This window comes from Alistipes megaguti (assembly GCF_944320325.1).
Taxonomy (GTDB): domain Bacteria; phylum Bacteroidota; class Bacteroidia; order Bacteroidales; family Rikenellaceae; genus Alistipes; species Alistipes megaguti.
The window spans coordinates 1-12108 of sequence record NZ_CALUHA010000050.1 but is presented as its reverse complement, the minus strand read 5'-3'; the positions used below and the strand labels follow the sequence as shown (position 1 = coordinate 12108).

General features: G+C 61.3%; 9 protein-coding genes. 7 read left to right on the top strand and 2 right to left on the bottom strand.

Annotated features, from left to right (window positions below):
* Positions 1 to 572 precede the first annotated feature (572 nt).
* From PUQ42_RS09885 to PUQ42_RS09875, 3 genes are all read left to right on the top strand, one after another.
* Positions 573 to 3392 carry a TonB-dependent receptor gene (locus tag PUQ42_RS09885; protein WP_273373327.1) on the top strand — a complete coding sequence of 940 codons (2820 nt, stop codon included), beginning with the start codon at positions 573 to 575 and terminating at the stop codon, positions 3390 to 3392.
* Between the two features lie 37 nt (positions 3393 to 3429).
* Positions 3430 to 4884 carry a hypothetical protein gene (locus PUQ42_RS09880; protein ID WP_273373329.1) on the top strand — a complete coding sequence of 485 codons (1455 nt, stop codon included), beginning with the start codon at positions 3430 to 3432 and terminating at the stop codon, positions 4882 to 4884.
* Between the two features lie 164 nt (positions 4885 to 5048).
* Entirely contained in the window at positions 5049 to 5543 is a 495-nt protein-coding gene (locus tag PUQ42_RS09875; RefSeq protein WP_087403560.1) for a 3'-5' exonuclease, read from the top strand.
* Here the strand turns inward: PUQ42_RS09875 and PUQ42_RS09870 are convergent.
* The gene (locus PUQ42_RS09870; RefSeq protein WP_273373325.1) at positions 5538 to 6812 is read right to left on the bottom strand and encodes a porin; all 1275 of its coding nucleotides are present in this window, start codon (positions 6810 to 6812) and stop codon (positions 5538 to 5540) included. The genes PUQ42_RS09875 and PUQ42_RS09870 overlap by 6 nt on opposite strands.
* A 429-nt stretch (positions 6813 to 7241) precedes the next feature.
* On the opposite strand from PUQ42_RS09870, the gene PUQ42_RS09865 reads away from it, so the two are divergent.
* Both PUQ42_RS09865 and PUQ42_RS09860 read left to right on the top strand, forming a co-directional pair.
* On the top strand, positions 7242 to 8036 hold the full coding sequence (locus PUQ42_RS09865; RefSeq protein ID WP_273373323.1) for an endonuclease/exonuclease/phosphatase family protein: 795 nt from the start codon (positions 7242 to 7244) through the stop codon (positions 8034 to 8036).
* Positions 8037 to 8171: 135 nt separating this feature from the next.
* Positions 8172 to 8723: a family 20 glycosylhydrolase gene (locus tag PUQ42_RS09860; protein WP_273373322.1), complete on the top strand. Its 552-nt coding sequence runs from the start codon at positions 8172 to 8174 to the stop codon at positions 8721 to 8723.
* Here PUQ42_RS09860 and PUQ42_RS09855 read toward each other — a convergent pair.
* Complete coding sequence (locus tag PUQ42_RS09855; protein WP_420534966.1) at positions 8662 to 9000, bottom strand: glycoside hydrolase family 97 N-terminal domain-containing protein; 339 nt, start codon at positions 8998 to 9000, stop codon at positions 8662 to 8664. The genes PUQ42_RS09860 and PUQ42_RS09855 overlap by 62 nt on opposite strands.
* Before the next feature lie 56 nt (positions 9001 to 9056).
* Between PUQ42_RS09855 and PUQ42_RS09850 the strand changes: the two genes are divergently transcribed.
* Together PUQ42_RS09850 and PUQ42_RS09845 are read left to right on the top strand one after the other, a co-directional pair.
* The gene (locus PUQ42_RS09850; protein WP_087403552.1) at positions 9057 to 9467 is read left to right on the top strand and encodes a MarR family winged helix-turn-helix transcriptional regulator; all 411 of its coding nucleotides are present in this window, start codon (positions 9057 to 9059) and stop codon (positions 9465 to 9467) included.
* The gene (locus tag PUQ42_RS09845; RefSeq protein ID WP_273373319.1) at positions 9464 to 12007 is read left to right on the top strand and encodes an FAD-dependent oxidoreductase; all 2544 of its coding nucleotides are present in this window, start codon (positions 9464 to 9466) and stop codon (positions 12005 to 12007) included. The genes PUQ42_RS09850 and PUQ42_RS09845 overlap by 4 nt, the downstream gene beginning before the upstream one ends.
* The last annotated feature ends 101 nt before the right edge of the window (positions 12008 to 12108 follow it).

Below are 12108 nucleotides of genomic sequence, written 5' to 3'. Positions count from 1 at the left end.
CGGGTTTTAGGGGCGGCCGGAACTCCCCAGGTTCCCGTTCCGGTTCTGCGCTCCTGACTAAGAGCCCGGCTAAGAGCCGGGTTTTAGGGGCGGCCGGAACTCCCCAGGTTCCCGTTCCGGTTCTGCGCTCCCGACTAAGAGCCCGGCTAAGAGCCGGGTTTTAGGGGCGACCGAAACTTTTCGGGGTTACCGATCCAGTTCCGCGCTCCCGGCTAAGAGCCGGGTTTTAGGGGCGGCCGGAACTTTTCGGGGTTACCGATCCTGTTCCGCCGGACAGTTTCAGTGTGCCTCCCGCTGCCGGCCGGTCTCGCGGCCCTCTTCATGTGGACTGTCGTTCTGATCAACCGCCTGCGCAATTACATCGTCCTCTGTCGTTGATCGTGCGGAGGCTTCATCCGAGAATCCGGAGCCGGAACCGTTGGGGTTCCGGCTCTCTTTTTGTGCCGGATCTGCTGTTGGCAGGGGTGCAACGTTTTTGCAACGGATCGTTCGCGGGGTTGTCACAGGGGCGTATCGGCGTTGAAACAGCCGTGGGGTAGTTTTGCAGCGTGACAATGAGAGAAAACGACTGCATGAACAGAATCCGACGAAACCTTGCTGCCACGGCAGCGTTGCTTCTACTTTCGATTGAGACGATCCTTGCCCAGGGCTCCATCTCGGGCGTGGTGACCGACGCGTCCACTGGCGAGCCGGTGCTGGGTGCCACGGTGCTGCTGGCGGGGACGACGCGCGGCACGGCCACCGATGTCGACGGCACGTTCCATCTGGGGAACATCGAAGCCGGCACCCATACCATTGAGGTAAGCATGCTGACCTACGCCACGGCGCGCCTGACGGGAGTCGAGGTGCGCGACGGTGCGGATACGCGCCTCGAGGTGAAACTTACGGAGACCTCGGAGCAGGTCGGCGAGGTGGTCGTCACGGCCGTACGACGGTCGAATACCGAATCGGCCGTCAATATCGACGTACGGAACTCGCTGCAGGTTGTCAGCGGCGTTTCGAGCCAGACGATCGCCCGCACGCAGGACAGTGATGCCGGCGAGGTCGTGCGGCGCATTCCGGGCATCTCGCTCATCGACGACAAATTTATCATCGCCCGGGGACTTTCGCAGCGCTACAACAACGTGTGGGTCAACAACGCGGCCGTACCGAGTTCGGAGGCCGATTCGCGGGCCTTCTCGTTCGACGTGATCCCCGCCGGGCAGATCGAGAACATCCTGATTCTGAAATCCCCCTCGCCGGAGGTTCCGGCCGACTTCACGGGCGGCTTCATCAAGATTCAGACCAAGGACCAGCCCGACGACAACGCCTTTGCGGTTCAGTATTCGATCGGCCTCAATACGGCGACCCACTTCCGCGACTTCCTCTATAACAAGGGCTTTGCCTCGGAGCTGTTCGGCTTCGGCAGCTCGCGGCGCATGGTTGCCGGGGGCATCGACGGCCGCTACGACAACTCGGACGCCGACTTCGTGACGCGCATGACGTGCAACGGCTTCAACAACGACTGGCAGGTGCGCACGCGGCGCCCGGTTCCCGATCAGAAGCTTTCGTTCTCGTTCGGGCGGTCGTGGAACCTCTCCGAGGGGCGCCGCCTGGCGATGAACGGCGCGGTGAACTACAGCTACGTGCAGCGCACGATCAACGACATGGAGAACTCGCGCTACGGCGTCTACAACAAGCGTGAGGATACGCCCGAATACCTCTACAAATACACCGACGACCAGTACCGTACGGACGTGCACCTCGGAGCGATGTTCAACCTCTCGTACCTGCGTCCGCACAGCCGCTATTCGCTGCGCAACCTCTTCAACCAGATCGGGCAGGACAAGTATACGTTCCGCGACGGCTGGCAGAACATCTCCTCGCACTACGACCAGCAGAAGGCCGAGTACTACCACTCGAGCCGCACGACCTACAACGGCCAGATTGCCGGTGTCCATACGCCCGACGGCCACCGCATTGACTGGAACGTGGGCTACTCCTACGCCGACCGCCACCTTCCCGACCGCCGCATCATCAACCTGCTGCAGAACGACATCTACGGCGACGAACACTACGGCGAGATGCGTCTGGACCAGAACGAGATCCAGCGAGACTTCACCTCCCTGGTCGAGCACATCGCCTCGGCATCGGTCAACTACGAACACACCTTCCGGGAGGGAGAACGCTTTGCTCCGATGCTCCGGGCGGGTCTCTACGGCGAGTACCGCACGCGCAACTACCGCACCCGGGCCTTCTACTACCGCTACAACGTGCAGAACCTCCCGGCGGACTTCCCCTACGGGGACGTGGTCGACGAGATCCTGCAGGATGGCAACTACGGCTTCGACCGGCTCTATGTCTACGACGATACGGACAACCGCAACAGCTACAAGGGCGAGAACCTGCTGACGGCGGCCTATGCGGCTCTTCAACTGCCGCTGGGACCGGTGAGCCTCTACGCCGGGGTCCGCTTCGAACACAGCGACATGGACCTGACCAGCTATACGCGCGTTTCGGAGTGGCGCACGAAGGTGACCTCCTACACGTACGACGACCTCTTCCCGTCGGTCAACCTCACGTGGCGCATCTCCGACCGCCACCAGCTGCGGGCCGCCTACGGCATGTCGACCAACCGGCCCGAATTCCGCGAGGTGTCGTCGTCGGTCTACTACGACTTCGACCTCTTCAGCAGCGTGATGGGCAACCCCGACCTGACGGCGGCCTACGTGCAGAATGCCGACCTGCGCTACGAGTGGTACCCGACGTCGGGCGAGACGATCTCCCTGTCGCTCTTCTACAAACACTTCCGCAATCCGATCGAGACGGCGATCCTTGATGCCGGCGGCAGCTACACCTATACCTTCGAGAATGCCGACCGGGCCAACGTCTACGGCGTGGAGCTCGACATTCGCAAGGATCTGGCCTTCCTGGGGCTGAAGAACTTTTCGCTCTCGTTCAACGCATCGCTCATCGAGAGCGAGGTGAACTTCGCCGAGGGTTCGATGGAGCACGACCGCCCGATGCAGGGGCAGTCGCCCTACCTGGTCAACGGCGGCCTCTTCTACCAGCCCGAACGGTTGGGGCTCTCGGTCGGGGTGCTCTACAACCGCATCGGCAAGCGCATCGTCGGGATCGGACGTTCGGACCTTTCGTCGGGCGGTTCGATCGACAACGACATCCCCGACATGTACGAGATGCCGCGCAACGCGCTGGATCTGGTCGTCAGCAAACGGCTGGGCCGGATCTGGGAGCTGAAGTTCAGCGCCCGGGACCTCTTGAACGAGGAGATCCGCTTCTGCCAGTTCCCGGAGTTCACCGACGCGTCGGGCCGTACGCAGACGCGCGAGCAGACCACCAAACGCTATCGTCCGGGGCGCGGCTTCATGCTGGGTGTTTCGGCCCGCTTCTGACAACGAATCAATTCACACTTCATAGTCAAAAAGTATGATGAAACATGCAATTCTGGCAGCCACGGCTGCCCTGGCACTCGCAGCGGCGGGTTGCAACGACGACAACGGCGACAAGGGCCCCAATACGGGCGGCACGTTGAGCGACATTCTCTTCGAGGACGGCACGCAGATCGGCAACGGCGATCAGGAGTTCACCATTCCGGTCGGCAAGTATACGCTTCCCAAGGGTACCTACGAACTCTGCGGATGGGTCTACATCCCGTCGGGAGCCGAACTGACCATCGAGCCGGGTACGGTGATCAAGGGCGTTTCGGGCACGAAGGCGTCGCTGATCGTCGAGCGCGGCGGCAAACTGCACGCCGTGGGTACGGCGTCGTCGCCGATCGTCTTCACGTCGGACCAGCCGGCCGGATCGCGCCGTCCGGGCGACTGGGGCGGACTGATCCTGCTGGGCAAGGCCGTCAACAACATGGGTGAGATGACCATCGAGGGCGGTCCGCGCGCCAACCACGGCGGTCAGGACAACGCGGACAGCTCGGGTGAACTGTGCTACGTGCGAGTCGAGTTTGCCGGTTACCCCTACCGCGAGGATGAGGAGATCAACGGCATCACCTTCGGATCGGTCGGCTCGGGCACGAAGGTCAGCCACGTGCAGGTCTCCTATTCGAACGATGACTCCTACGAGTGGTTCGGCGGAGCGGTCAACTGCGACCACCTGGTGGCCTACCACGGCTGGGACGACGATTTCGATACGGACAACGGCTTCTCGGGCAAGGTTCAGTTCTGCCTCGGGGTACGCAATCCGCGTCTGGCCGACACTTCGGTGTCGAACGGCTTCGAGAGCGACAACAACGCCGACGGTTCTTCCGTCACGCCGCGCACGTCGTGCGTCTTCTCGAATGTGACGTTCGTCGGCCCGATCGGTCAGGACGCCTCCTTCACGAACACCTCCGACTACATCAACGGCGGCAATCTGAACCCCAACAACGGCTCGAAGCTGGGGCAGTTCCAGGCCGCCATGCAGATTCGCCGCAACTCGAATCTCTCGTGCTTCAACTCCGTGGCGATGGGCTTCCCCGTAGGTCTGATCGTCGAGAACGACAAGGGCTCCGACACGCAGGGTGACGCCACCAAGGGCAAGTTCAAGATTTCGAACGTCGTCTTCGCCGCCATGACACAGCTGGCCAGCGATGCGAACAAGAAGTTTGCGGAGGATCAGGGCACCTTCTCGGCCGCCTATTTCCGGACCGAGGGGCTCAACAACCGCACCTTCGACAACATCGCCGATCTGAAGCTCACGCAGCCCAACAGCCTCGCTGCGGGCTTCGACTGCCGTCCGGCCTCGGGCAGCCCGCTTCTGACGGGTGCCTCGTTCACCGATGCGCTGGTCAGCGAGGGCTTCGAGAAGGTCAGCTACATCGGCGCCTTCTCCGCCACGGACAACTGGACCGAAGGCTGGACCGAGTTCGATCCGCAGAATGCGCAGTATTGATTCTCCGTCATACCTGAACCTTCTGACTTCACCGGTCCCACCCGCGAGGGTGGGGCTTTTTTGTTTCGGGGTGCGAACCGCCGAATCCCCGAAATTTCTATCTTTGCAGACGAAAAACAGCAAAAGACCCTCCGGAGGGAGGGCCCGGACGAAACAAACTGACCATGCAGGATTTTGCAGCCATCGATTTCGAGACGGCCAACGGCCAGCGGACGAGTGTCTGCTCGGTGGGTGTGGTCGTCGTGCGGGGCGGCGAGATCACCGATACCGTCTATCGGCTGATCCATCCGCGCCCGAACTACTACAGCCGCTTCACGACGGCCATCCACGGGCTGACGCGTGCGGATACCGATTCGGCGCCGGATTTCGACGAGGTGTGGCGCGACATCGCCCCGCGTATCGAGGGTCTTCCGCTCGTGGCGCACAATTCGCCCTTCGACGAGGGGTGCCTGCGGGCGGTTTTTGATCTCTACGGGATGCCCTATCCCGGCTACCGGTTCTACTGCACGTGCCGGGCTTCGCGGCGCGTCTTCGGACGGCAGCTTCCCAACCACCAGCTGCACACCGTCTCGGCGGCCTGCGGCTTCGATCTCGAACACCACCACCATGCGCTGGCCGATGCCGAGGCCTGTGCGCGTATCGCCCTGAAGATCCTATAAGCCGAGTTCGACCTGGAAGCGCAGCTCCCAACCGTTGTGCAACCCCGCACCGACCGTATTCCCGAGTCGGTCGTAGGAGTTGTACGAGAGGTCGGCCTGCACCTTGAGCGAATGGCCGATGATGTATCGCGTGACGCCGAAGGTCGTCTGGTTGTGGGTGCGGTAGCCGGTCCAGGCGTGAATCTCCCCGTCGGGGAAGAGCGTCGAGTTGCGCAGGGCGATCTCCCAGCGTTTGTTGAAGAGATAGCTGGTCTGGACGTTGAGGCCCTGCCCCGTATAGACGAATGCCGCGGGGTCCGTCGTTCCGAAGGTCGGTTGCGGGCAGGTGCGGCCCATGAAGTCGGTGTAGAAGGCCCAGCCGCGGTACTTGAGGATCAGATCGACGAAATAGGAACCGATGTTGCGGGTCTGGCCCGCGGGCATGAAGCCGCCGCGCTGTCCGCTCAGCCGCGAAGCCTTGTGGTTGAACGACCAGGCTCCGGCCACGAGCAGACGGGGCCGCTCCTCCCCGGCGAAATCACCCTCCATGACATCGCCCTTTGCGGCGAAGTGTCCCAGCGGATAGAGCTCCAGTCGCCCCGTATAGGCCAGGCCACCGTTGTCGGTCGCGCCCCAGTTGCGGCCCTCGCCGAGGGTTACCGAACCCTTGAATCCCAGATCGAATCCTTCGGTGTGGTCGAGGTTGTACTCGCCGAAGAGTCCGAAGTCGCGGTCGAGGTGGAACTGGCTGTTGACGATGCTGCGGTCGACGAACTGCAGGGCGCTCGACGAGTTGATGCGGGCGCGGTTGGCCTTGATCTTGGTCTGCCCGAATCCGATGTTCCATTTGGGGCTTGGAACGTAGTAGACGATGGCGTCGCGGACGATGTTCATGTTTCCGTTCGGGAGCACCTCGGCGTCGTAGGCGGCGAATCCCAACTGGACGGAGTAGACGAGCTTGGGGGAGTAGACGTATCCGTCGAAACGCAGCCGGAGCCGCTTGACGCGGGCCTCGGTCTCGGTGAGCGAGAGGTCGTCGTCGAACGAGAGGGCGAGCAGATTCTGCATGCGGAAACGCATCGTCATTTCGAAGCGGTCGTTTTTGGGGCGGAAGGTGATTCCCTTTCCCACCTCGATATTGGGCATGTTTCGCAGCCGGGCGAGGAGTTCGCCGGTGGAGTCGGCCGGGATCTCGATGGTGTTTTTGAGGGGTCGTTTCCCGGATTCACGGGCGAATGCGGATCCGGTGATCAGGAGAGTCAGCAGGATCAGGAAGCAATGTTTTTTCATCGGACGGTTTTTTCTGTTTGTCAGGGAGGACCCGAGGAGGGGAGATTGGCTCTTCGGAGTCCCGGAATCCCGTTGCAAAGATGAAACGGGATTCTGAAATGAATTTGAAATATCGCGACAATTTCGCATGGAGACTGAATTTTTTTCTCTTCTCCCCCCCCCTCGCGATGAGTCATCCCGGGGGCGACATCTCCGTCGGAAACAGATTACTATGGTGTAAAAATAGCGGGGAAAGGATTGCATCTGCGAAAAAAATCACTATTTTTATCGAAAAGGTTCGGCTTATGGGATGGATCGTCAGTCTGCAAGTGAAAAACCGGTAGAAACCGAACTTTATGAAGTATCTTGTCCGTGCAGCCGTGGCTGCGATTCTGACGGGTCTTTCGATCGGAGGATGTTCCGAATCGCCGAAAGTCCCCCTGCCGTCTGTTGCAATACAACATCGCCGACGGCATGTGGTATGATCAGTTTGACAATTATGATCGTTTTGTCGGGTGGATGCAGCGTCAGCAGGTGGATGTCGCGGCCTTTTGCGAGACGGCCACTCATTGGAATGCTGAACAACAGTCGTTGCCGACCGACGATTCCACCCGGTACCTGCCCTCTCATCTTCAGGAACTCTCTTCACGGTGGGGCCATCCCTATGTGGCTCTCGGCGCCTTCCAGGACAACTATCCGGTGGCGGTGACCTCCCGTTTTGAACCGGAGCTGATCCGTCCGCTGGGCGGCGATTCGCTCTCGCACGGAGCGCTTCACGTGAAGATCCGCGGCATCAACTACGTGGTGGTCCATCTCTGGCCGCAGCGCTATTCGCTGCAGGACAAGGACAAGAGCCGCTCGGACAATCTGGGTGATACGACGCGGGTCCGCGAAATCCGTCATATTCTGCACGAAACGCTGCTCAATCCGCGCTTTGCCGATGAAACGTATTGGGTCATGCTGGGCGATTTCAACTCGTTGTCGCCTGTCGACAGCACCCGCTACAGTCCGCAGCCCGACTATGGGATTCACCGCCTTGTCCGCCGTTATTATCCGTGCGATGCAGTTGCGCATTTCCATCCCGGAGCGTTTGTCCCGAGCGAGACCCGCAACCGCAAACGAATCGACTATGTCTATTGTTCGGAGGCCATGTCCCGCCGGTTGATCGGTGCCGAGACCCTCGACGACGACTTCACCCGTGAAGCCTCCGACCATAAACCGACCCTTGTGCTTTTCAACAACTAGTCTCCGTTTCGGGGACCCGTTTTCCGCACCATGAGAAACGAATCGACGTATAACCTGCAACGGCGCATTGCCGACGGTGACGAGGAGGCTTTCCGGCATCTGTTCGACACCTAATTTCGATCGGGTGATGATGGAATGGGGGCTTTGGCAGCCTATCCGTGGCTGGGGTGTACGGGCGGCCCCTACGAGGTCTGGACCCGATGGGGTGTCAGCGAGGATCTTTATTGTGCGGGCCGGGAGACGACCTTCACCTTTATCGAGCATGTTCTGAGTGAGATCCTGGCACTTTTCCCATCCCGGCAGATTCATATCGGCGGCGACGAATGTCCGGTTACGCGATGGCAGGATTGTCCGCAGTGCCGGCGTCGGATGCAGACGGAACGGTTGGCCGACGAGACGGCTTTGCGAAGCTATTTCGTACGACGCGTCCAGCAGTGGCTGCAGGTCCGTGGACGGGAGATCATCGGCTGGGACGAATTGCTCGAAGGGGAACTCTCCTCCGAGGTGACCCTTATGGTATGGCGGGATCCGGCTCATGCCTACGAAGCCATCCGACGGGGCTGTCGCGTCATCCTCTCTCCCAAACAGTTTTGGCCGAGGTGGGGTGGGCCTGTGAACGGAAATGCTATCGCCCCGGACGGATCCACGACGTATCGGCAAAGAGGTCCGGATTCGGGGCCGGATTGAGATTGGTAATCAGGTCCGTGTTGACGAGCTGGTTGAGGTTCTCGGCAACGATCAGAACCCGCCAGGGTGTCATGACGGTATCGTGGAGCAGGAATCCCCAGACACCAAGGACGGGAATGCCCGGGGTGTTTATTGGGTGAATTCCTCGGCTGCCAAGGCGGGTGACAATTACAATAATTCGAACCGCATGCTCTTTATGAGCGGTCAGGTTGTCGTGAATCCCTATCAGCGCCTGTTTATTTTCCGGAGGGGCGCGTGTCCGATAATAATTTTCCAATAAAAATAGTTTTTAATAGAAAATAATTTTATCTTTGTGACGAAAAGATCGAAAAGATGGAACCAATTTGCCGCATCAAGGAGATTTACAAGGCGCTGTACCAATTTGAAAAGGCGTTTGCCGAGCGTCATGGCATTACGATCAACGAGGCGATGCTGCTCTGCTGCCTGAAGCAGGGTGGGGCCCGTACGGCCGGAACGTTGTGTGATTTTGTCGGGCTTTCGGGGCCGCGAGTCTCGAAGGTCATCACGACGGTCGAACGGAAGGGGTATCTCCACCGCACGATCAGTCCGCAGGACCGTCGCCAGATGCTCTTCTCGCTCACGGAGCTCGGGGCGGAGAAGATCCGTCAGATGCAGCACGAGACCCTGGGTTTTGACAAACTCTTCGCGCAGTTGAAGGCCTTCGTGGCGACGGAGCAGGACCCCGAATCGGAAAATCAATCACACAACCATACGAACCCATGAAGATTCTTATTGTCGGAGGGGTGGCCGGAGGGGCCACCGTGGCGGCCCGCCTGCGCCGCTTGGACGAGCAGACCGAGGTGATCCTTTTCGAGCGGGGGAAATATGTCTCGTATGCCAACTGCGGACTGCCGTATTACATCGGCGGGACGATTGCCCAGCGGTCGAAACTCTTCGTGCAGACGGTCAAGGGTTTCACCGACCGCTTCCGCATCGATATCCGCACCGAACAGGAGGTGACGGCGATCGACCGTGCGCGCAGGGAGGTGACGGTGCGTCGTGTGGCCACGGGCGAAACCTACGTGGAGACCTACGACCGGTTGGTCCTCTCGCCCGGAGCCGAGCCGTTGCGACCGCCGATCGAGGGGATCGACAGCCCGCGGATCTTCACGCTGCGCAGCGTTCCCGACACGGATGCCATCAAACAGTATGTCGACACACGGCGCCCGCGGCGTGCCGTGGTTGTGGGCGGCGGATTCATCGGTCTGGAGATGGCCGAGAACCTGCACCACCTGGGGCTTCGGGTCGACGTGGTGGAGATGGCCGATCAGGTGATGGCGCCGCTCGACTTCTCGATGGCCGCACTGGTCCACCGCCACCTGACGGACTGCGGGGTCGGTCTCTATCTGAAGGATGGAGTGGTGCGCTTCGAGGAGTGGGGCGATGAACGGGTGACGGTCCATCTGCAGAGCGGGCGGCAGATCACGGCGGATCTGGTGATTCTGAGCATCGGCGTGCGCCCCGAAACCCAACTGGCCCGGGAGGCCGGGCTGGAGATCGGCGAGCGGCGCGGCATTGCGGTTAACGAGTACATGCAGACCTCCGATCCGGTGATCTACGCCCTGGGGGATGCCGTCGAGGTGCGGCATCTGGTGACGGGACGTCCGGCGCTCATCCCGCTGGCCGGACCGGCCAACAAGCAGGGCCGTATCGTGGCCGACAACATCGTGCTGGGCAACACGCACATCTACAGGGGTTCGATCGGTACGTCGGTGGCCAAGGTCTTCGACCTGACGGTGGCTGCGGCCGGCGCCAATGCCAAACTGCTGAAGACCTGCGGCATCGAGTACATCGAGTCGTTCACCCACGGCGCCTCGCATGCTAGCTACTATCCCGATGCGCTGCCGCTGTCGATCAAGATTCTCTTCGCCCCCGGGACGGGGCGCCTGCTTGGGGCGCAGGTCGTCGGCTGCGACGGCGCCGACAAACGCATCGAGATGTTCGAGCAGATCATCCGCACGGGGGGTACCATCTATGACCTCACGGAGCTCGAACATGCCTATGCACCGCCCTACTCCTCGGCCAAGGATCCGGTGAACATGGCCGGCTATGTGGCCGAAAACATCCTCACGGGGCGTGTGCGGGTGATCCAGTGGCGGGATGTCGCCGCGCTGGGCGACGAGACGCTGCGCATCGACGTACGCACGCACGACGAGTTTGCCATGGGTTCGATCCCGGGCTTCGTGAATATCCCGCTCGACGAACTGCGCGAACATCTCGACGAGTTGCCGCGCGAGCGCCCCGTTGTGGTGAGCTGTGCCGTCGGACTGCGGGGCTACCTGGCCAGCCGCATCCTCACCCAGCACGGATTCCGCGACGTGCGTAACATTTCGGGCGGCTACACGACGTGGCGTGCGGCGACGGCCCCGGTTCCCGAACCCTGCGACGGGGAGGAGTGCCGTTGCGACTGCGCCCCGGAGCACGATTGCCGGAGTGTGGCGCAGCCGGGCTGTGCGGATGCCTCGACGGGCTGTGGCGATTCGGCGGCCGTGTCGCCGGAGGGGGAGAGTGCCGTGGTGGAGGTCGATGCCTGCGGGCTGATGTGCCCGGGGCCAGTCCTGCAGTTGAAGAAGAGTTTCGAGGCCCTGAAGCCGGGCGGACAGCTGCGCATTACGGCCACGGACCAGGCCTTCGGACGCGACGTGGCCTCGTGGTGCCGCATGACCGGAGCCGAACTGCTCTCGCTCGACACCTGCGGCGGCAAGGTGCGGGCGCAGATCCGCAAGCCGGTGCCGGCTGCAGCATCGTGCTGCGGTGCACGGCCCGAATCGGTCTCCCGGCAGGCAGCGTCGGCCGACAACAAGACGATCGTCGTCTTCAGCGATGATCTGGACCGGGCGCTGGCCTCGTTCGTCATCGCCAACGGAGCGGCGGCGACGGGAAAGCGGGTGACGATGTTCTTCACCTTCTGGGGGCTCAACGTCATCAAGAAGCGTCGCAAGCCGGCCGTGCGGAAGGATCTGATGGGGCGCATGTTCGGCTGGATGCTCCCGTCGCACAGCGGACGGCTGCACCTTTCGAAACTCAATATGTGGGGGCTTGGTAGTCGGATGATGCGCGGCATCATGCGCCGCAAGAAGATCGCCAGCCTCGAGGAGCTGATGCGTCAGGCGCTGGACAGCGGCGTGGAGATGATCGCCTGCACGATGTCGATGGACGTCATGGGCGTACGGCGCGAAGAGCTGCTGGACGAGGTCACGTTGGGCGGCGTCGCCTCTTACCTCGATCGCACCGAGGAGGCCAATCTGAACCTCTTCATCTGAGTCCGGGCGTCCGAGTCCCGTACGCACCGCAATAAACATTGAAAATCAATGTTTTACAAATTAAACACCCGATTTTACACCCAAGAATGTAAAGTTGGGTG

What these genes read in the sequence shown, in the direction of transcription:
- PUQ42_RS09860 (WP_273373322.1), top strand. Translation starts at nt 8,172, where the DNA reads ATGGGGGCTTTGGCAGCCTATCCGTGGCTGGGGTGTACGGGCGGCCCC.
- PUQ42_RS09850 (WP_087403552.1), top strand. Translation starts at nt 9,057, where the DNA reads ATGGAACCAATTTGCCGCATCAAGGAGATTTACAAGGCGCTGTACCAA.
- PUQ42_RS09885 (WP_273373327.1), top strand. Translation starts at nt 573, where the DNA reads ATGAACAGAATCCGACGAAACCTTGCTGCCACGGCAGCGTTGCTTCTA.
- PUQ42_RS09870 (WP_273373325.1), bottom strand. Translation starts at nt 6,812, where the DNA reads ATGAAAAAACATTGCTTCCTGATCCTGCTGACTCTCCTGATCACCGGA.
- PUQ42_RS09845 (WP_273373319.1), top strand. Translation starts at nt 9,464, where the DNA reads ATGAAGATTCTTATTGTCGGAGGGGTGGCCGGAGGGGCCACCGTGGCG.
- PUQ42_RS09875 (WP_087403560.1), top strand. Translation starts at nt 5,049, where the DNA reads ATGCAGGATTTTGCAGCCATCGATTTCGAGACGGCCAACGGCCAGCGG.
- PUQ42_RS09880 (WP_273373329.1), top strand. Translation starts at nt 3,430, where the DNA reads ATGAAACATGCAATTCTGGCAGCCACGGCTGCCCTGGCACTCGCAGCG.